We start from the raw sequence: 20,408 nt of genomic DNA, 5'->3' as shown, positions 1-20,408 counted from the left end.
TGAAGAATCCTGCCTTGGCGTCGTAGCGGTACTTGTTCAGGTGGTTTAATCCGAAAACAACTCGAACATCAGTTGGCGAAGCCAACGATTGGCGGGGTCTTTGTTATAGCGTGCGTGCCAGAACAGGTTGATTTCGATGTTCGGCAGTTCCACAGGCGTCGGTAGAACCGCGAGGCCAAAGGGTTGTTCGCAACTGCTGGCGAATCGTTCAGGCACTGTCGCCACTAAGTTTGTGCGTTGAAGGATGTGGCCAACCGCAACGAAATGGGGGACTTCCAGGCGAATGTTGCGCTCGATACCGGCCCGCGCCAGAAACGTATCGACTTCGCCGTGTCCTGTGTTCGCCGCTACCACGCGAACGTGCTCATAACTGCAAAAACGCTCAAGCGTTAACGGCTCCCGGGTAGCGGGGTGATCCTTACGGCACATGCAGACGTAGCGATGGTGAAACAGGCGCTGCTGAAAAAATCCGGCTTGCAGGTGTGGCAGTAATCCAACGGCGAGGTCGATCGCCCCGTTTTGCAACCCTTCAGCCAGGGTATCGGATGTGTTGCGCAGCGTGCTGATCGAGCAGCCCGGCGCGCGTTCAGCCAGCGCGTCCATCAGCCGTGGCATGAAGTAGATTTCGCCAATATCGGTCATTGCCATGGTAAATCGGCGATTGCTGTTGAGCGGGTCGAACGTGTCCTGTCGGCTCAGTGCGTCGCGTAAGGTCTGAATGGCCAGTGCGACGGGTTCGGCCAACTGCCGAGCATAAGGCGTGGGCTCCATTCCCTGATAAGTGCGCACGAAAAGCTCGTCGTTCAAGGTGACACGCAAGCGTTTCAACGCGTTGCTGACGGCGGGCTGGGTCAGATCGAGATTATCCGCCGCGGTCGATACCCGCCGGTCAACCAGCAGTTGGTTGAATACCAGCAGAAGATTGAGGTCAAGCTCACGTAATTCCATAACGCCTCGTGCAGATTGTGCGCTCATGAGGGCGATAGATCTTTGCCCATTATTGGGTCTGCACCGCTCTGAAATCGCCGCTGCAAGACTCCAAAGCCTAACAAGTGCCACACGGCCGCGTCCATCGCGAGATATACGGGGCTTCTGCTCGGCCTCGATCTTTATTCACGTTCGAAATAGCTGGTATTCGACTCGCTGCATTTATCACAGCAGAAGGCTTGGCCATTATCAATCCAGCAGGAGCACAGAGTGAAATTCACATTGGCTGAATGAAAGGACGCGGACATCCAAAAAATGCAATAACAAAAATAATAAAGGCTTGGCATGCACAAAAATACAAGAGCGTTTGCTAACTGCTCATTCCCTTGCTTGCTGGCAGCAGCCTCTGCGTCAGTTGCGCACGCTGATAACTTGGTTCTTCCGCCCGCCGCCAGTATTCCATGGGGAGACAACCCCATCTATCTCGCCGATCCTGAAATACGTGAATCGGATTTCCTCGGCCGCATTCGTTATATCCCTCTTTCGGATAATGCCAATGATTACCTGTCTATAGGTGGCGAGATTCGCTACCAATACCAGGATTATGAACATGCATTATTAGGGGTTGGAGGAGCGAGTAACCCCAACAGCATGCTCCAGCAACGCTTGAGAATCAGTGCTGATCTCAACTTGAGTAATGGCTTGCGGGTGTTTGCTGAACTTGGCGATAACCGCGAGTTTCAGGCAGAACGCGTCAGTCGTTTCAATCGAGACAAGACAGACATTCAGCAAGGGTTTGTCGAGCTGACCTCCGGTGACCCTGCTTACGGTACCGTTCAACTGCGTGCCGGCCGATTCGTGATGCCACTTGGCAGCGTCCGCCTGGTCGGCCTGCGCGAAGGGGCCAATGTTCGCTATACCTATGACGGCGCCAAGTTAACCTGGTCCACGCCGAGCAAGTCGCGTTGGGAGTTATTTTCCGTCAGCCCTACGCAGATTGATCCGTTGGAATTCGATGATCAGCGTGACAAGACCCAAGACTTTTCCGGACTGTATGGCACCAATGTATGGAGCCCGGCAGGCGGCCAGGTCGACCTCTACACCTATACCTTCGGGCGCGACAGGGCGACCTATACCAGTAGCTCCGGCAGCGAACGACGCAACAGCTACGGCGCACGTTTCTACGGCCAGCAGTCGCAATGGGATTATGACGTCGAAGCCGTTTTACAAGGCGGTAGCAGCGCCGGGAAAAGCATTCGCGCCTGGGGAGTGATGTCTCAGGCCGGGTATACCTTCAACGACATTAAGTATTCGCCTCGACTTGGGTTTCGGGCAAACGCGTTCAGTGGCGATGATGATCCCAAGGACAACACATTGGGCGACTTCGTGGCTCCTGCACTTGCCTCCGGGCTGGTGTTCACTGATGCAAATTGGTTCACCGCCATCAACATGATCAATATTGCACCTGTTGTACTTTCTTTAAAGTTTTCCCCGAATGTCAAAGCTGAAGTCAATGTTGACTACTTGATGCGCGAGAGCACCAGCGACGGTATTTATTATTTGCCGACCAGCGCTCCTTACGCGCCTGCTCAAGGTGATGCGCGGCATGTGGCCACCAATACCAACTTTATTCTCGATTGGCGACTTAATCGCTTCACTACTGTGCATGCCATGTATACGCACGTGCAGGCGGGGCAAGCACTGGAGGATATTGGCGGTAAAAATTCAGATTATTTCGGGGTATACACCCAGTTTGTATTTTGACGGGTGCGCAGACTGCCCCGGTCAAAAAAATAATAATGGAGAGATGCAATGCGTGAAGTATTTAAACCCAATCTAATCTGCTCACTGGCTCTGGCGGGTGGCATGAGCCTTCTCGCTGCTCCTGCAAGTAACGCCGCCCCAATCGACAAAGGCCAGCGGCCCAACATCGTTCTGATTGTTGCCGATGACATGGGGTATTCCGACCTGAGTGCCTTCGGTAGTGAGATCAAAACGCCTAACCTGGACGCTATAGCCAATCAGGGCGTAATCCTGAGTAATTACCACACGGCGCCTACTTGCTCCCCAACGCGCTCCATGTTGATGAGCGGAACCGACAACCACATCGCAGGTGTCGGCACCATGGCTGAACTGGTACTGCCTGAGCAAAAGGGCAAGCGCGGTTATGAGGGCTACCTGACCGATCGGGTGGTCGCTTTTCCCAAACTGCTGCAGGCCAATGGCTACCGGACAATGATGGTTGGTAAATGGCATTTGGGCAGAACCCCTGAGCTGAGTCCCGTTGCGCGGGGATTCGACCAGTCCTTTGCCCTCATCGAAGGATCGGCCGATCACTTCACCCAAGGCGGAACAACGGACAAGAATCCCAAGGCCACCTATCGACTCAACGGCCAAGAAATAGAACTGCCGAAGGATTTCGGTTACTCGTCTGATTACTTCACTTCTACTGCAATCAAACAAATCGGTTCAGGTAACAGCGGTAAACCGTTTTTTGCTTATTTGGCTTACACCGCTCCCCACTGGCCATTACAAGTCCCGGCGGCCTATCAAGAGCGATATCGTGGGTTTTACGATAAAGGGTATGCCTCCATCGCGCAGGCCCGACTTGAGCGGATGAAGGCCAAGGGCCTGATTGCCGGTGATGTGCAGATCAACCCGGGACCCGATGTCTGGCCTGGCTGGGAGAAGCTCTCGACCAAAGAACAACAACTGGAAGCTCGCCGGATGGAAATTTATGCCGGCATGATCACCAATCTTGACGACAACATCGGACGCCTGGTCAAACACCTGAAAGACACCGGGCAGTATGACAACACTGTGTTCGTGTTTTTTTCCGATAACGGCGCGGAAGGAAGCAACCCCGAAGACGTAACGCCAAACAATGGCAAATGGATTGCCGAACACTTCGACAACTCGCTCAACAATATTGGCAAGCCCGGGTCATTCAGCGGCTACGGTCCCAACTGGGCGCGAGTGAGTTCAACACCTTTCAGAATGTACAAGGCATTCACCTATGAGGGAGGCATTCGTACTGCTGCGTTCATCAAGGGGCCAGGCATGCGTCACGGAGAAATTTCCGATACCTACATGAGCGTCAAAGACATCGCCCCTACGTTTCTGGAGCTTGCACAGATCAACCATCCCTCCACTGAAGATGCGAGCGTTACGAAAATGCAGGGAAGCTCGGCACTGGGCTTTCTAAAGAAGAACCAGGCCAGCGTACATCCTGCAGATGAAGTCCAGTGCACTGAGTTGTTTGGGCGGGTCTCGCTGCTTCAGGGGAACTGGAAAATGACCTTCAGCAATGCGCCTTGGGGCACAGGTCAATGGGAGCTGTTCGACATCCGGAAAGATCCCACCGAGTTACACAATCTTGCGGCTCAACAGCCACAGGTCACTCGCTCGCTGTTGAACCAATGGCAACAATGCCAGGCCCGCAACGGGATCGAATGGGATACCGAACTCGCCACAAAAATTCGATTCGGCAATGAAATCAAGCATTACGAGACGGCAGATGAACAATCACGTTGACGCCGGCCTGGTTGATCGCAACGGGGCGGCCCTGATCAGAATCCCTGAGGGCCGATTTCTGATGGGATCTCAAGATCACTACCCTGAAGAAAGCCCCGTGCGCTGGGAGGAGATCACTGGATTTTTCATGCATGCCACTCCCGTCACCAACGCCATGTTCGCTGCGTTTATCGCCAGCACAGGTTATGTGACTCAAGCAGAACGGTGTCTGGCTTCAGAAGACTATCCCGGCGTCGCACCGGACCTGTTGCAGCCGGCATCGCTGGTATTCATGCCGCCCGACGGCCCGGTTCAACTGGACGATGTGAGCCGTTGGTGGTCATTGGTTCCGGGCGCCGACTGGCGCCACCCGCTGGGGCCCGACTCGAACCTGCAAGGTCTCGACCAACATCCGGTGGTCCATGTTGGCCTCGAAGATGCGCATGCTTATGCCCAGTGGGTGGGTTGCGAACTGCCCACCGAAGCGCAATGGGAATTTGCCGCTTGGGGAGGGCGAACAGGCAGCGAGTTTGTCTGGGGCGATCAACTTGTTCCGGATGGACGCCACATGGCCAACATCTGGCAGGGGGATTTTCCCTGGCGCAACCTTGCTCTGGATGGTTACGACCGGACCTCGCCAGTGGGCGCATTTCCTGCCAATGGTTACGGGCTGCAGGACATGATCGGTAATGTCTGGGAATGGACAATCACGCCATTCAACAATCCCGGGCAGGGTAGCGGTAAGCCTTCCTGCTGTGCCAAAGGCGGTGGCGAGAAAAACATGAGGGTGCTCAAAGGTGGTTCCCATCTTTGCGCCCCGGATTACTGCCGGCGCTACCGCGCGCCCGCCCGTTCACCCCAAGCCCCGGATACCACCAGTTCGCATATTGGTTTCAGATGCGTACGCCGATGAGCTTTATTCACGGTCGAAATAATCAGTATTCGCCTGGCTGCATTTATCCCGGTTGTGGGTTTGCCCATGATCGAGTCCATGCCCGGGTATGAGCGCATCTGCATTTGACCCTTAGGCACGTGCAATAACCGGAGGCGTCAGATCCTCCGGCTCTATAACAATGACAAGAAGAGCGAAGCCATGCGTACGATAGATGTGTCAGCCCTGATTGACGGGGCACGGTTCAATGCCTTCCATGCGCGCGTACTGTTCTGGTGCGCGCTGATCATCATTTTCGACGGTTACGATCTGGTCATCTATGGGGTCGTACTGCCTTCATTGATGTCCGAGTGGGGCCTCAGTTCGTTGCAGGCGGGTGCGTTGGGCAGCTGCGCGCTGGTGGGCATGATGCTGGGGGCGTTGTTTTTCGGTTCACTGTCCGACCGTATAGGTCGACGTAAAACCATCATGATGTGCGTCGCGATCTTCAGCGGGGTCACGGCGATCAACGGCTTGGCGCAGAGCCCTGAGGCGTTTGCGTTATGCCGGTTCATTGCCGGTCTTGGGATCGGCGGGGTGATGCCCAACGTTGTGGCGTTGATGAACGAATACGCGCCGAAGAAATCCCGCAGCACCCTGGTGGCGATCATGTTCAGCGGCTACTCGTTGGGCGGAATGCTATCGGCGGGCCTGGGCATGGTGCTCATCCCGCAATGGGGATGGCAAGCCGTGTTCTATGTAGCGCTTATACCTCTGTTGGCCTTGCCTTTTTTAATACGCCAACTGCCGGAGTCGATGGATTTTCTACTGCGCACCGGACAGTCCGTGAAGGCTCAAAATCTATTGGCACAAGCCGAGCCGTCTTACGTACCCACTCCTAATGACCAGTTGAACCAGATGGTCGCCAAAGGTACGAAAGTGTCGATTGCGCAGCTGTTCCAGGACGGGCGCAAGGTGAACACTTTCATGCTGTGGCTGGCGTTTTTCTGTTGTTTGTTGATGGTTTACGCACTGAGTTCCTGGCTGCCGAAACTGATGACGGCCGCAGGCTATGGATTGAACTCCAGCCTGGCGTTTCTGCTGGCACTAAACGTCGGCGCGATTATTGGCGCAGTGGCCGGTGGGTGGCTGGGGGACCGCATTGGAATCGCCAAGGTCTTGGTCGCGTTTTTCAGTTGTGGAGCGTTAGCCCTGAGCCTGTTGGCGCTCAAGGCGCCGTTACCCGTTCTTTATCTTCTTATCGCCATCGCCGGGGCCTGCACCATTGGTACGCAAATCCTGGCCAACGCTTGCACCGTGCAGTATTACCCCGCGCATATAAGGTCTACCGGGCTTGGCTGGGCAATGGGTGTCGGGCGAACCGGAGCCATCATCGGTCCGCTGCTGGGTGGGGCACTGCACGCTTCATCTCTGCCGCTGCAGGCCAGCTTTCTTATCTTCGCCATACCAGGATTGGTAGGGGGCATCGCCATTCTGGTGTTTCTGATTCAGAACGCTCCAGGCCGTCAGGCTGCTTTATCCCGGCAACCGGCGCATTAACCCTTGCAGCAAAAGACGAGCCCCGGGAGGGCTCGTCGGCCGATGACTGTTCGACCTGACGAGTAATATTCACACCCATGATGGAATGTATGGGAGTTGCGGTATTTATCAATAGCGCTCGGATGGCGATGATTTGCTTACTCCAATAACAATCAGCCTCATGGGTAACTAGCTATGCGTACTTCTCAATCCAAACTGCAAATCGGCATTGTTGGCGGCGGTATCGCCGGCGTGGCTCTGGCCTTGGACCTTTGCCGTCATTCCCACCTCGACGTGCAATTATTCGAGTCGGCGCCTGCCTTTGGCGAGGTCGGAGCGGGTGTCTCGTTCGGCGCCAACGCCGTTCGTGCCATTGCGGGCCTGGGTATTGCCGAACCCTACCGCAAGATTGCCGACCAGACGCAGGATCCCTGGCAGGACATCTGGTTCGAATGGCGTCGTGGTGAAGATGCCGGTTATCTGGGCGCAAGCCTGGCCGAAGGGGTAGGGCAGTCATCGGTACACCGTGCTGACTTCCTCGATGCGCTGGCTAGCCAGTTGCCGGAGGGAATCGCTCAATTCGGCAAGCGCGCCGTCAGCGTGGAGCAGGATGCCGAACAGGCTCGCGTCGTGTTCACCGATGGCACCGAGCATCGCTGCGACCTGTTGATCGCCGCGGACGGTATCAAATCATCGATTCGTGATCATGTGCTCAACGGTCTTGGCCAACCCCTGGTGGCGCCGCGTTTCAGTGGTACCTGCGCCTATCGCGGGATGATCGACAGCCAACAACTGCGCGCGGCCTACCGGGCCCGGGGTGTCGATGAACACTTGATCGACGTCCCGCAGATGTACCTGGGGCTTGATGCTCATATCCTCACGTTCCCCGTCAAACAAGGCCGGCTTATCAACGTTGTTGCCTTCATTTCCGATCGCAGTCGTCCTGATCCAACCTGGCCAAGTGATGCTCCGTGGGTACGCAATGCCAGCCAGGAAGAAATGCTCTCTGCCTTCAACCATTGGGGAGACGCTGCTCGGGTTCTGCTCGAATGCATTCCATCCCCCACCCTTTGGGCGCTGCATGAACTCGATGAGTTGCCAGGTTACGTGCACGGCCGCGTGGGTCTGATCGGCGATGCTGCGCATGCGATGTTGCCACACCAGGGCGCCGGCGCAGGTCAAGGCCTGGAAGACGCCTGGCTTCTGGCGCGATTGTTGGCCGATCCACAGGTCCTGGACAGCCAGCCACAGGCGGTGCTCGAAGCCTACGACGCCATCCGTCGCCCCCGTGCCTGCCGTGTGCAGCGTACCTCCTGGGAAGCCGGTGAGCTGTATGAAATGCGTGATCCAGCGGTGGCCAATGACGAACAACTGCTGAGCAAAACCCTCGCCGAGCGTTTCGACTGGCTGTGGAATCACGACATGCAGTCCGACCTTCAAGAGGCCCGTGCCCAGTTGGGCTGGCGAGCGGTCGCCTAATGATTTGAACCGACACGCACGGAGGGAACACCGAGCGGCTCTCTTCGTGGGTGGATACCAATAAGATCAGGTGAATCGAAATGACAGTGAAAATTTCTCAACTGCCGCAATTGCAGCAATTCTTCCGAGAAGCCTCTGGGCTGGACAACAATGCAGGCGATCCGCGCCACAAGCAGATCGTCTTTCGGTTGCTGCAGGAAGTCGCCCGCGTGATCGAAGATCTGCAGATCAGCGACGATGAATTCTGGGGGGCCGTGGACTACGTCAACCGCCTGGGCGCCAAAAACGAAGCAGGTTTGCTGGTCGCCGGGCTTGGCATCGAACACTTCCTTGATCTGCTGGCCGATGCCAGGGACGCCGAAGCGGGTCGTACCGGTGGCACCCCACGGACAATCGAAGGCCCGTTGTATGTCGCCGGTGCCCCACTATGTGAGTACCAGACTCGAATGGATGATGGGACCGAGGATGGCACAGCAACGGTGATGTTTCTGGAAGGGCGTGTAACCGACCTGAACGGCCAGCCGATCGCTGGGGCCACCGTGGATTTGTGGCAAGCCAACACCCAGGGCAACTATTCGTACTTCGACAAGAGCCAGTCTGAATTCAACTTGCGTCGCCGGATTCTCACCGACGCCAATGGTTGCTACCGGGCTCGCAGCATCGTGCCTTCGGGCTACGGTTGCGATCCAGCCGGCCCGACTCAGGAATGCCTCGATCACTTGGGCCGCCACGGTCAGCGACCCGCGCATATCCACTTTTTCATTTCTGCCCCTGGGCATGAACATCTGACCACCCAGATCAATCTGTCGAATGACAAGTACCTGTGGGACGACTTCGCCTATGCGACGCGTGACGGATTGATCGGTGAAGTTCGCTTTGTGGAAGACGAGGAACGAGCCGCCGCCATGGGTGTGGCAGGGCGCTTCGCCGAGATGACATTCAATTTCAGCCTGCGTCCGGCCGCCAGCGAACAAGCAACCCATCGCAGCCAACGCCCGCGTGCGTTGCAGTCTGCTTGACCAACCGACATTCACTCGACGTCGACGAACCACTTCAAGGAGACAACGATGTCCCGGACTGATGCACAATCGATGAACATCCGTGCCGCAGTATTGCGCACCTCGGGAGCCCCTTTGCAAATTGAGGATGTCTTGCTCGAGGCTCCTCGGCCAACCGAAGTGCGCGTGCGTGTGGTCGCTACAGGTGTTTGCCACACTGACATGGTGGTGCGTGATCAGCTGTTTCCCACTCCTCTGCCCATTATTCTCGGTCATGAAGGTGCCGGTGTCGTCGATGCCGTCGGTTCTGCCGTGACGACGGTACAACCGGGTGATCACGTGGTCATGACGTACATGTCGTGCGGTCTTTGCCTGCCTTGCGAAACGGGCCACCCGGCACACTGCACACACATGCACCCGTTGAACTTTGGTGGTGGCCGACTAGATGGCACCACCTCCGCTTGCGCATGTGGCAGCGACCATGCCATCCACGACCATTTCTTTGGCCAATCCTCGTTTTCCACTTACACGATCGCCAATGAGCGCAACGTCGTCAAAGTCCCAAAGCAGGCACCACTGGAACTCTTGGGGCCGCTGGGTTGTGGTATTCAGACGGGCGCAGGATCAGTGCTCAATGCACTCAGGGTTGAGGCAGGATCGAGCTTCGCCGCCTTTGGTGCAGGCGCGGTCGGGCTGGCGGCGGTAATGGCGGCGAAGGTCGCTGGCGCCACGACCATCATTGCTGTGGACGTCACTGCGAGTCGGCTGGAACTGGCGCTCGAACTGGGAGCGACCCATGTCATCAATAGTCGCGAAGAGGATCCGGTTCAACGCATTCAGGCCATCACCCAGGGCGGTGTCAATTACAGCCTTGAATGCTCTGGTCGCTCCGAGGTGTTGCGCCAGGCGATCGACTCGGTCACCACGCTTGGCACCTGTGGCATTGTCGGCGCTACCAAAATGGGTACTGAGGTCGCCTTCAATATCAACGACGTGATGATTCCCGGCAAACGCATCATGGGCATCGTGCAAGGCGATGTCGTTGCCAATGCCTTTATTCCGAAGCTGGTTGATCTGTTCCTGCAGGGCCGATTCCCCTTCGACAAGCTATGCAAGTTTTATGAGTTCGATGAGGTGAACCAGGCGATGGCCGATAGCGAGCGCGGTATCACCATCAAACCGATTCTCCGTATGCCAGTCCCTGCTTCGGTCTAACTTTTTCGATCTGCCAAGGAACCAGCAATGACCGTTCAAATCGTAATAGACAATCAAAAGCTCGACGCCTCCAATGGCAAGACTTTCCTGCGCATCGATCCGCTCAGTGCCGCGACCGTGAGTGTAGGTGCAGCCTGCAGCGTCGAGGACGCCATCCGTGCTGCCGAGTCTTCCCAACGCGCTTTTCAAACATGGTCAAAAACCGGCCCAACCGAACGCCGGCGCATACTGCTTGCGGCAGCCGATGCCCTGGAATCGAAAATGGCGCAGTTCTGCTCGGTCATGGCCGAGGAGATTGGCGCTTCGCAACTCTGGGCACAATTCAACGTGGGAGCATCGGCCAACCTGCTGCGTGAAGCTGCAGCCCTGACCACACAAATCAAAGGCGAAACCATACCTACCGACAAGCCCGGCGCACTGTCGATGACGTTGCGCCAACCGGTGGGCGCCGTACTGAGTATCGTGCCTTGGAACGGGCCGGTCATTCTTGGCGCACGGGCTATTGCCTACCCACTGGCGTGTGGCAATACGGTGATCTTCAAGGGTTCTGAAAGCAGTCCACGTACGCATGCGTTGCTGGCCGAAGCCTTTTACGATGCCGGTTTGCCGGCGGGGGTATTGAACTTTCTGATCAGCGCGCCAGAAGACGCGTCTGCGGTGACTGAAGCACTGGTCGCTCATGACGTTGTGCGTCGAGTGAATTTCACCGGTTCGACCAAGGTCGGCCGCATGATCGCCCAGACGTGCGCCAGTCATCTCAAGCGCTGTCTCCTGGAACTGGGCGGTAAAGCACCTTTTGTTGTTCTGGACGATGCGGATATCGACGGAGCAGTCAACGCGGCCGTTTTCGGAGCCTTCCTTTATCAGGGTCAAATCTGCATGTCGACCGAGCGTTTCGTGGTCGATGAAGCGGTTGCCGAGCAATTCGTTTCTCGTTTTGCAGAACGCGTAAAGTCGCTGGAAACGGGCGTTCCATCGACGTCGCCAAGTTGCGTGATAGGCCCGATGATCGGCCAAGGCTCGGTACAACGGATCAATCATTTACTCGACGACGCCATCGGCAAGGGCGCTGTCATCGTGGCTGGCGGCCTGGCGGAAAATGCTCTGATGGGCCCGACACTGGTCGATCGGGTTACCCGTGAGATGTCGATTTACGACGAAGAGACCTTTGGTCCCGTTACAACGATCGTACGGGTGAAGGGTGCCGAGCAAGCGCTCGAGGTCGCCAACGACACCGCCTACGGACTTTCCTCTTCAATCTTCAGTCGCGATGTGACACGGGCATTGGAGTTAGCGGGCCGACTGGATGCTGGCTGCGTACACATCAATGGCGCCACCGTGCAAAACGAGCCGCAGGCCCCTTACGGTGGAATGAAAAAAAGCGGCTACGGACGTTTCGATGGCAGCGCAGTCATCGAGGAGTTTACCGAGGTCAAGTGGGTCACGGTTGAACCCTCCAACCAGCCTTATCCCTTCTAAGTGCGATACCGGCGCGAAATGCGCCGGTTTTTTTTGCCACTGCGATGCCACGCAATGCAAACCTGCAGGGCTTACAAAGCTCTACTGCTTTTGCGGGTCAAACTGCTTATCCCTGATAAACAGCGCCGGAATAACGCCACAGATGAAGTAGGCCGCGCCCATCACCAGGAAGCCCACGCCGATCGAACCATGGGAGGCGAGGAACCCGATTGCGGCCGGCGCAATCGCTGCGCCCAGGCGCCCGATATTGTAGGCACCGCCGACGGCGGACCCGCGAAACTTGGCCTCGAAGCTTTCGGTCATGTACGTGGCATTTACACCGTATGGAATGCCGTACAAAAAGCCGAACACCACCAGCATCCACAAGATGTTTTCCGGGCTTTGGAAAAGCACGATCACGGGCAGGAATATCGCAGTCCCCAGGGCGCCAAAGGCGAATACGGTACGACGTCCGATACGATCAGCGGCCAGGCCAGCGAGAACTTTTCCGAGGATCATGGCGGTGTAGGTGCCGACCATATAGCCGGTCATGGATTTGAGATTCAGGCCCAATTCGCTTTCCAGGTACGTCGGCATCCAGTTGTTCACACCGTAGTAGCCGAACTGCAAAAAGCCGGCCGTCAGAGCCCAGAAAATAAACATCCTGCTAGCTTGTGGATCACTGAAAATCAGCTTGTACATGCTTTCGCGCTTTTTGGAGAGCAGGCTTTGGGTACCGGTGAGTTTGTTCCTGGCGCGTGCGGACTGAGCGTTGATCCAGGCCTGTGGTTCAGGCACGAAATGCTGCATCACCACAGCCAGGATCACCGGGATAATCGCGATGTAGAAAAGCCAGCGCCAACCGTGGCTAGGCAGTATCCAGCCCGCCAGCAGCGTCGCAACGATATAGCCCACGGACCAGCCCGCCTGCAGGGTACCGAGTACTGTCGTGCGGTAGCGGGTGGGCACGTATTCCGACATCAGCGTATTGCAAGCCACATACAGTGCCCCGATCCCCAGGGAGGCCACGAAACGGGTGATCGCGAATTGCCAATAACTATGCGTAAGGCCCAGGACCGCCGTGCCTACGGAAAACAGCGTGATACTCCAGACCACTGTTTTCACCCGACCGAAACGATCACAGGCCCAGCCACCGTAGATGCCACCAATGGCCATCCCGGCCAAGGTGAAACTTCCCAGACTGCCGGCCTCAACGTTGCTCAGGCCGAACTCGGCCTTCAGACTGCTGAGGCTGTAGGAAAGCAGCATCAGATCGGCACCGTCGATCAGCAATCCAAGAAAACAGAAGATGAATACCAGCACCCAGGTACTGGTTTTGGCGTGCGAAGTCACGCTCGCCTGAGCTGCAGCGTCCATGGTGATACCTTTTTGTATTTATTGGAGGAGGGCACTTGAACCAGAAATGGAAAGCCCGTGACCTCAGCTTTGAGCGTCGCGAATCATGTTGCGCGCGATAACGATTTGCTGGATCTGGGTCGTGCCTTCGTAAATGCGGAATAGACGAACATCCCGATAGAAGCGCTCGATGGCGTATTCGCTCACATAGCCGGCGCCACCATGAATCTGCACGCAGCGGTCGGCGACCCGACCGCACATTTCAGTGGAGAACATCTTGGCGCAGGAGGCTTCAGTGCTGACGTTACGTCCATCGTCACGCTTGCGTGCAGCATCCAGCACCATGCAACGACTCGCATAGATTTCAGCCTTGCTGTCAGCGAGCATGGCCTGGATCAGTTGAAACTCGGCAATCGGTTTGCCGAACTGTTTGCGCTCCATGGCGTAGCGCAAGGCATCGTCGAGCATTCGCTCTGCAGCACCAATACTCAGGGCTGCAATATGCAGGCGCCCCTTGTCGAGCACTTTCATGGCGGTCTTGAAGCCTACGCCTTCGACACCTCCAATCAGTTGGCTGGCCGGGACACGTGCATTCTCGAATATGACGTCGCAGGTGTGTGCCCCCTTGTGACCCATTTTGTGGTCAGGCTTGCCCAGGGAAACACCGGGTGTGCCGCGCTCGACAATAAACGCGCTGATGCCGGCGGCGCCCTTGATCTCAGGGTTGGTTCGCGCCATCACCGTATAGATCCCGGCGTGCGGGGCATTGGTGATGAAGCGCTTGGTGCCATTGAGAATGTAGCTGTCGCCGTCGCGCATGGCGGTGGTTTTGAGTGACGCGGCGTCTGAGCCAGCATCTGGCTCAGTCAGGCAGAAGGAACTGAGCAACTCGCCGCTGGCCAGTTTTGGCAGGTAGTGATGCTTCTGCTCGTCAGTGCCATCCAAGAGGATACCGATGGAGCCGATCCCGTTATTGGTCCCGATGTAGGAGCGAAACGCCGGCGAAGTACGGCCCAGTTCGAAGGCAATATTGACCTCTTCCTCCATCGTGACACCCAAGCCACCAAACTCTTCCGGAAGCGTCAGGCCAAACAGTCCCATTTCCCGCATCTGCCCGACGATGTCCTGGGGTATTGCGTCTGTGTCAGCTACCTCATTTTCCCGGGGAATCAGCACTTCGCTGACGAACTGACGAAGGGAATCCAACAGAATCTGCAGGGTTTCGGTATCACGGATCATGTACGCTCCTGAGGCTCGCAAGCGAGCCGTTTTGTTAGAGCGCCGTTACTCCGTTGCGTCAGCGAGCAGCGGCGCCAATGTTATTGACCATGTTGATCAGGCGAGGCCCGATATCGTCCATGAGCTGTTCACGGGGAAGCTGAAAGCTCGGTCCACCGCAGTTGAAGGTCAGTAACCCGTACTGCGGGTGCAGCAATGGCACCGCAACGGAGTTGACGTCGCGGTGCCACTCACCGATCGACAGGCAGAAGCCGTAGTCGGCGAAATCCCTGAACGCTTTGTCCAGCCCCTTACGAATGGCTGGCCACTGCTCAGATTCGCGCTGGCGAATGTGATCGAGCAGAAATTCCCGCTCGGTTTCCGGCATTGCAGCAAGGCAGGCGCGACCCACCGAACTTTGTGCCAGGGGCAAATAACTGCCGATCTGACGACGCATGGTCATGTTGCCCTGGCCCTGGACTACATCCAGGTACACCATCTGCAGGCGATCGCGGGCGGCCATGGCGACGGCGGCCTGAGCGTGATTGGCCAACTCTTCCATCAAAGGATGAGCCACCGTGCGGATCGCCAGATTCGACAACATGGCGTAACCGAAACCCAATACACCCACGTCCAACTGATACTTGCCTGAATGCACCTCACGTTTGAGGCAGCCCAACCGCATCAGCGTATTGGTCAGACGCGTCACGGTCGGTTTCGGCAGCCCGGTCATTCGCGCCAGATCCTGATTGCCGAGTACGTTTTCGCGCGGGGTGAAACACCTCATCAATTCAAGCCCGCGAGCTAACGCCGTTACGAACTGGCCACCGCTTTCGTCTTCGCTCAGCGCACTGGCGGGATCGAGCATGCCCATCTTCAACAAGCCGATTTCATCTGTTCCTTTGGACTGGCCCACGGCCTGCTGATCTGCCTTGTTGCGACCCATGGTAGAACCTCGCTTTCAAGAAATGCAAGAAAATAAAATACGGTTTCGCTAGGCGAAATTGTATTTGCTGCCTTAGAAAAAACCAATCTATTTATTTCTAAGGCATAAATACCTGTAAACAAAGGACTAAAACAGATTTATTGGTTTTCCTGTTTACAGCGATTTAGAAGCGTATCTATGATTGATCGAAATTACGGTATTCAGTTTCGCATAGCGAAATACAAATAAGAGGTAGCTATGGACTCCCGACTCAACGCTGTAGTGGATTTACACATTCGCGATGATGCCGTCGCTGTCGTACAGATCCAGCGGCCCGAGGCCAGGAACGCGCTCAACAGCGCAGTTCGCGAACAGCTGGCAGCAATCTTTCGCTCTTTGACCAGCAATGAGCAGGTGCGCGCGATCGTCCTCACCGGTGGTGAACTGTGCTTTGTCGCCGGGGCCGACATCCGCGAGTTCGCCGAGGCCAGCCCTATCGAGATGTATCGCCGCCACACGGAGTACTTGTGGGAGGCCATCGCTCGTTGCCCTAAACCTGTGATCGCAGCGGTGAATGGTTTCGCCTTGGGAGGCGGCTGCGAATTGGCGATGCACTGCGACATCATCGTTGCCGGACAATCGGCGCGCTTCGGTCAACCGGAGGTCAAGCTTGGCCTCATGCCGGGAGCGGGTGGCACTCAGCGCCTGATTCGTGCCGTCGGCAAATTCCAGGCGATGCGTATCGCGCTGACGGGCTGTTTGGTCCCAGCCCCCGAAGCGTTTGCCATAGGCATGGTCAGCGAAGTGGTGAGTGACGAACGCACAGTACCGCGAGCACTTGAACTGGCTGCTGAAATAGCCGCCTTGCCGCCGCTGGCTGTCGCACAGATCAAGGAGGTGATGTTGCTGGGTGCTGACTTGCCCCTGGACAGCGCGCTGGCGTTAGAGCGCAAGGCGTTTCAGTTGCTGTTCGATTCCAGGGATCAGAAAGAGGGTGCCAGTGCCTTCCTTGAAAAACGTAAAGCCACCTTCTCGGGAGAGTGATTCATGACACGCGAGATCAACCATATGGCGGTTGTGGGGGCTGGCATCATGGGCACCGGCATTGCCCAGATTGCAGCCCAGGCTGGTATTGAGGTCCTGCTGTTTGATAACCGCGAAGGCGCTGCCCAGTCGGCTCGGGATAACCTGGAACAGACCCTGGAAAAACTGGTGGGCAAGGGCAAGGTCCTCGCCGCGGATGCACAGGCCGCACTCGACCGCCTGCGTGTAGCGACCGATATGACCGAGCTAAAGGATGTCGACCTGGTCGTCGAAGCGATTATCGAGCGCCTTGATGCCAAGCAAGCCTTGCTCGCACAACTTGAAGCAGTCGTCGGTGACGATTGCATTCTGGCAACCAATACCTCATCGCTGTCCGTGACCAGCATCGCGCGGGAATGTCGGCGCCCTGAGCGTGTCGCCGGGTTTCATTTCTTTAACCCGGTGCCACTTATGAAAGTCGTTGAGGTCATCGACGGGCTGGCCAGTGATCCGCAAGTAGGTGATCGCCTGCAGGCGTTGGCATCGCGCATGGGCCATCGTGGAATTCGGGCCAAGGACACACCTGGTTTCATCATCAACCACGCGGGACGAGCCTACAGCACCGAGGCGTTGCAAATCCTCAAGGAGGGCGTGACTGAGCCCGCCGAAATCGACCGAATCCTGCGTGAAGGACTGGGTTTTCGCATGGGGCCGTTGGAGTTGTTTGACCTTACGGCCCTGGATGTCTCGCATCCGGTGATCGAGTCTATCTACAACCAGTTTTACCAGGAGCCTCGATATCGCCCGGCAGCGCTGACGCGTCAGATGCTTGAGGCTGGTTATGTCGGTCGCAAGGTTGGGCGTGGTTTTTACCGATACGCCAACGGGCAAATGGTTGATGCCCCCCCGGCGCAGTCAGTGCCAGTCGTGGAGACTCTACCGCCGGTGTGGTTGGGTACCGAGAACGAGGTCGATCGTGCCAATCTGACTGCTTTGCTTGAGAAGTTAGGCGCGGAGGTAGAGCAGGGCGCCACACCGTCCAGCGAAGCACTCTGCTTGCTGGCGCCCTACGGTTTGGACGCGACCGGTGCCGTGGAACACTTTGACACTGACCCGACCCGCACGGTGTGCATCGACCCGTTGCTAGACAGCGCTCGCTACCGCACGTTGATGTTGAACCCGGCAACCCAAGTCGACATGCGCAATGCCGCGCATGCATTGCTCGCTCGCGATGGCGTAGGCGTGAGCGTGATCAACGACAGTGTCGGTTTCGTCGCCCAACGTGTACTGGCAATGATCGTCAACCTGGCAGGCGATATCGTCCAACAGCGCATCGCCAGCGTCGAAGACCTGGATGAAGGTGTTCGCCGGGGGCTGGGCTATCCGCAGGGACCGTTGGCATGGGGCGACAGTGTCGGCAGCAAGCGCTTGCTGACCATCCTGCAGCGCATGACCGAATTAACCGGGGATCCTCGTTACCGGCCGGGCCCTTGGCTACGCCGACGTGCGACCCTCGGCCTGTCGCTGTGCCATGGCGAATGTCTACAAACAAAGGTGGTATGAGATGGGTGCTTTGACTGGATACCGCGTGCTCGATTTGAGCCGTGTGCTGGCCGGTCCCTGGTGTGGCCAGACCCTGGCCGACCTGGGAGCCGAAGTCATCAAGATTGAACGACCGGGAGCGGGTGACGACACTCGTGGTTGGGGGCCACCATGGATGAAGGGCCAGAACGATGAGATTACAAACGAAGCCTCCTATTACCAATCGACCAACCGTGGCAAGTTGTCGGTGGCGCTGAACCTGGCGAGCGCCGAAGGCCAGGAATTGGTGCGCGCGCTGGTTGCTTCCTGCGATGTGTTGATTGAAAACTATAAAGCCGGCTCGTTGGCCAAATACGGGTTGGATTATGCCTCTTTGTCCCAGCTCAATCCGCGGCTGGTGTATTGCTCGGTGACCGGCTTCGGGCAGACCGGGCCTCGGGCTGCGGAGCCTGGTTATGATTTCATCATCCAGGGGATCGGCGGGTTGATGAGTATTACCGGGGAGCGTGATGACCTACCCGGTGGCGGGCCGCAGAAAGTTGGCGTGGCGTTCTCTGACCTGATGACAGGGCTTTACTCGACGGTCGCTATTCAGGCTGCATTGCTCAGTCGCGAAAAAACCGGCGTCGGTCAGCACGTCGATATGGCGCTGCTCGACGTTCAGGTCGCCACGCTGTGCAACCAGAGTCAAAACTACCTGGCATCCGGTAAATCACCAGGCCGTTACGGTAATGCCCACGCCAACATCGTGCCCTATCAGGTATTCCGCGCCAGTGATCAGGATTTCGTTATTGCCTGCGGTAACGACTCCCAGTTCGTTGCATTGTGCGAGGCTATCGGTCTGGCGGACCTTTCCTCAGACCCTCGCTTTGCGCGCAATGCGGACAGAGTGACGAATCGGGAGGCAATCATCGAGATTCTTGCACGACACTTTCTCGCTGCCACCGCCGATGAATGGGTGCGGCGTATTCACCCGCAAGGCGTGCCAATAGGCGTGATCAACAGCATTGCCCAGGCGCTGGATGAGCCGCAGGTGAAGGCGCGCAATATGCTGGTGAACATCCCCCATCCGCTAAAGGCGGATTTCGTTACGGTGGGCAGCCCCATCAAGTTGTCCGGCACGCCGGTGGAGTATCTGCGCCCGGCACCGATGCTGGGTGAACACACCGATGAAGTCCTCAAGCGTCAGTTGGGACTGGACGATGAGCGCCTTGCCGAATTGAAGGCGCGCGGCGTCATCGGGCAACTGGGCGAACGCTGATATGCATGACCTCGCACGCCACCTGAGCTGCCGGGGCAATTTTTACAATTGGAGACTGTCATGAAAGTCCTCGTAGCCATCAAGCGCGTGGTCGACTACAACGTGAAAGTTCGCGTCAAGGCGGACAATTCCGGCGTCGATCTTGCCAACGTCAAGATGTCGATGAACCCGTTCTGCGAAATCGCAGTGGAAGAAGCCGTACGCCTGAAAGAACTCTCTATAAAAGAAGGGCGCGTTGCGACTGAAATCGTCGTCGTCTCCGTCGGCCCGTCCACCGCTCAGGAGCAACTGCGCACCGCGCTGGCTCTGGGTGCCGACCGTGCCATCCTCGTCNGATGACGGCCAGGTGCTGCAATCCCATTCTGCGAGATCGCCGTSGAAGAAGCCGTACGCCTGAAAGAGAAGGGTGTTGCGACTGAAATCGTCGTCGTCTCCGTCGGCCCGTCCACCGCTCAGGAGCAACTGCGCACCGCGCTGGCTCTGGGTGCCGACCGTGCCATCCTCGTCGAATCCGCCGAAGATCTGACTTCCCTGGCTGTTGCCAAACTGTTGAAAGCGGTTGTCGACAAGGAACAGCCTCAGCTGGTGATCCTTGGCAAGCAAGCGATCGACAGCGACAACAACCAGACTGGCCAGATGCTCGCTGCATTGAGCGGCTACGGTCAGGGCACGTTCGCTTCGAAAGTCGAAATCAGCGGCGACACAGTTGCCGTGACTCGCGAAATCGACGGCGGCGCGCAGACKGTTTCCCTGAAACTGCCAGCGATCGTCACCACCGACCTGCGTTTGAACGAGCCGCGYTAYGCGTCCCTGCCAAACATCATGAAAGCCAAGAAGAAGCCTCTCGAGACGCTGACTCCGGACGCTTTGGGCGTTTCCACCGCCTCCACCAACAAGACCCTGAAAGTCGAAGCGCCTGCTGCACGCAGCGCGGGTATCAAGGTCAAGTCGGTGGCTGAACTGGTCGAGAAACTGAAAAACGAAGCGAAGGTGATCTGAATGACGATCCTGGTTATTGCTGACTATTCAACCGACCAGCAGGACAACAAAGTGCTGGCCCCGGCCACGCTGAACACCGTTGCT

The 20,408-nt window shown here is 57.1% G+C and carries 15 protein-coding genes and 2 pseudogenes; 13 read left to right on the top strand and 4 right to left on the bottom strand.

The annotated features are described in order from the left end of the window. Positions 1-45 precede the first annotated feature (45 nt). On the bottom strand, positions 46-948 hold the full coding sequence (locus tag ASD60_RS24770) for a LysR family transcriptional regulator (RefSeq protein ID WP_056856509.1): 903 nt from the start codon (positions 946-948) through the stop codon (positions 46-48). A gap of 324 nt (positions 949-1,272) precedes the next feature. Between ASD60_RS24770 and ASD60_RS24765 the strand changes: the two genes are divergently transcribed. From ASD60_RS24765 to ASD60_RS24730, 8 genes are all read left to right on the top strand, one after another. Continuing rightward, a complete protein-coding gene (locus ASD60_RS24765; RefSeq protein ID WP_056856508.1) occupies positions 1,273-2,691 on the top strand; it encodes an alginate export family protein in 1,419 nt (472 codons plus the stop codon). Positions 2,692-2,739: 48 nt separating this feature from the next. Then, a complete protein-coding gene (locus ASD60_RS24760; protein WP_056856507.1) occupies positions 2,740-4,461 on the top strand; it encodes an arylsulfatase in 1,722 nt (573 codons plus the stop codon). Next, a complete protein-coding gene (locus tag ASD60_RS24755; RefSeq protein ID WP_056856506.1) occupies positions 4,445-5,353 on the top strand; it encodes a formylglycine-generating enzyme family protein in 909 nt (302 codons plus the stop codon). The genes ASD60_RS24760 and ASD60_RS24755 overlap by 17 nt, the downstream gene beginning before the upstream one ends. 180 nt (positions 5,354-5,533) lie before the next feature. Then, a complete protein-coding gene (locus ASD60_RS24750; RefSeq protein ID WP_056856505.1) occupies positions 5,534-6,871 on the top strand; it encodes an MFS transporter in 1,338 nt (445 codons plus the stop codon). Positions 6,872-7,045: 174 nt separating this feature from the next. Then, positions 7,046-8,329 carry a salicylate 1-monooxygenase gene (gene salA, locus ASD60_RS24745; protein ID WP_056856504.1) on the top strand — a complete coding sequence of 428 codons (1,284 nt, stop codon included), beginning with the start codon at positions 7,046-7,048 and terminating at the stop codon, positions 8,327-8,329. A gap of 80 nt (positions 8,330-8,409) precedes the next feature. Next, the gene (gene catA, locus ASD60_RS24740; RefSeq protein ID WP_056856503.1) at positions 8,410-9,348 is read left to right on the top strand and encodes a catechol 1,2-dioxygenase; all 939 of its coding nucleotides are present in this window, start codon (positions 8,410-8,412) and stop codon (positions 9,346-9,348) included. A 48-nt stretch (positions 9,349-9,396) separates the two neighbouring features. After that, a complete protein-coding gene (locus tag ASD60_RS24735) occupies positions 9,397-10,542 on the top strand; it encodes an NAD(P)-dependent alcohol dehydrogenase (protein WP_056856502.1) in 1,146 nt (381 codons plus the stop codon). A gap of 27 nt (positions 10,543-10,569) precedes the next feature. Beyond that, positions 10,570-12,021, top strand: coding sequence for an aldehyde dehydrogenase (locus ASD60_RS24730; RefSeq protein ID WP_056856501.1), 1,452 nt, complete (start codon positions 10,570-10,572; stop codon positions 12,019-12,021). Positions 12,022-12,102: 81 nt separating this feature from the next. On the opposite strand, the gene ASD60_RS24725 is transcribed toward ASD60_RS24730, so the two are convergent. The 3 genes from ASD60_RS24725 to ASD60_RS24715 all read right to left on the bottom strand — a co-directional run bounded on the left by ASD60_RS24725 (position 12,103) and on the right by ASD60_RS24715 (position 15,520). Next, positions 12,103-13,377 (bottom strand): MFS transporter, encoded by a 1,275-nt coding sequence (locus ASD60_RS24725; RefSeq protein WP_056856500.1) that lies wholly within the window; start codon positions 13,375-13,377, stop codon positions 12,103-12,105. Positions 13,378-13,440: 63 nt separating this feature from the next. After that, a complete protein-coding gene (locus ASD60_RS24720) occupies positions 13,441-14,595 on the bottom strand; it encodes an acyl-CoA dehydrogenase family protein (RefSeq protein WP_056856499.1) in 1,155 nt (384 codons plus the stop codon). Positions 14,596-14,653: 58 nt separating this feature from the next. After that, complete coding sequence (locus tag ASD60_RS24715; protein WP_056856498.1) at positions 14,654-15,520, bottom strand: IclR family transcriptional regulator; 867 nt, start codon at positions 15,518-15,520, stop codon at positions 14,654-14,656. Positions 15,521-15,757: 237 nt separating this feature from the next. Between ASD60_RS24715 and ASD60_RS24710 the strand changes: the two genes are divergently transcribed. The 5 genes and pseudogenes from ASD60_RS24710 to ASD60_RS24690 form a co-directional block, all read left to right on the top strand. Continuing rightward, positions 15,758-16,543 carry an enoyl-CoA hydratase gene (locus ASD60_RS24710; protein ID WP_056856497.1) on the top strand — a complete coding sequence of 262 codons (786 nt, stop codon included), beginning with the start codon at positions 15,758-15,760 and terminating at the stop codon, positions 16,541-16,543. A 3-nt stretch (positions 16,544-16,546) separates the two neighbouring features. Next, positions 16,547-18,085: a 3-hydroxyacyl-CoA dehydrogenase gene (locus ASD60_RS24705; RefSeq protein WP_056856496.1), complete on the top strand. Its 1,539-nt coding sequence runs from the start codon at positions 16,547-16,549 to the stop codon at positions 18,083-18,085. Position 18,086: 1 nt separating this feature from the next. Continuing rightward, positions 18,087-19,325: a CaiB/BaiF CoA transferase family protein gene (locus tag ASD60_RS24700; RefSeq protein WP_056856495.1), complete on the top strand. Its 1,239-nt coding sequence runs from the start codon at positions 18,087-18,089 to the stop codon at positions 19,323-19,325. Between the two features lie 60 nt (positions 19,326-19,385). Continuing rightward, positions 19,386-19,658, top strand: a pseudogene (locus tag ASD60_RS24695) (electron transfer flavoprotein subunit beta/FixA family protein); the annotation flags it as partial. A 24-nt stretch (positions 19,659-19,682) separates the two neighbouring features. Beyond that, positions 19,683-20,324: pseudogene (locus ASD60_RS24690) on the top strand (electron transfer flavoprotein subunit beta/FixA family protein); the annotation flags it as partial. Positions 20,325-20,408: the final 84 nt, after the last annotated feature.

The organism is Pseudomonas sp. Root562, assembly GCF_001427125.1.
Taxonomy (GTDB): domain Bacteria; phylum Pseudomonadota; class Gammaproteobacteria; order Pseudomonadales; family Pseudomonadaceae; genus Aquipseudomonas.
Note: the sequence above shows the minus strand (reverse complement) of the source record. Positions and strands in the feature narration are given on the sequence as shown.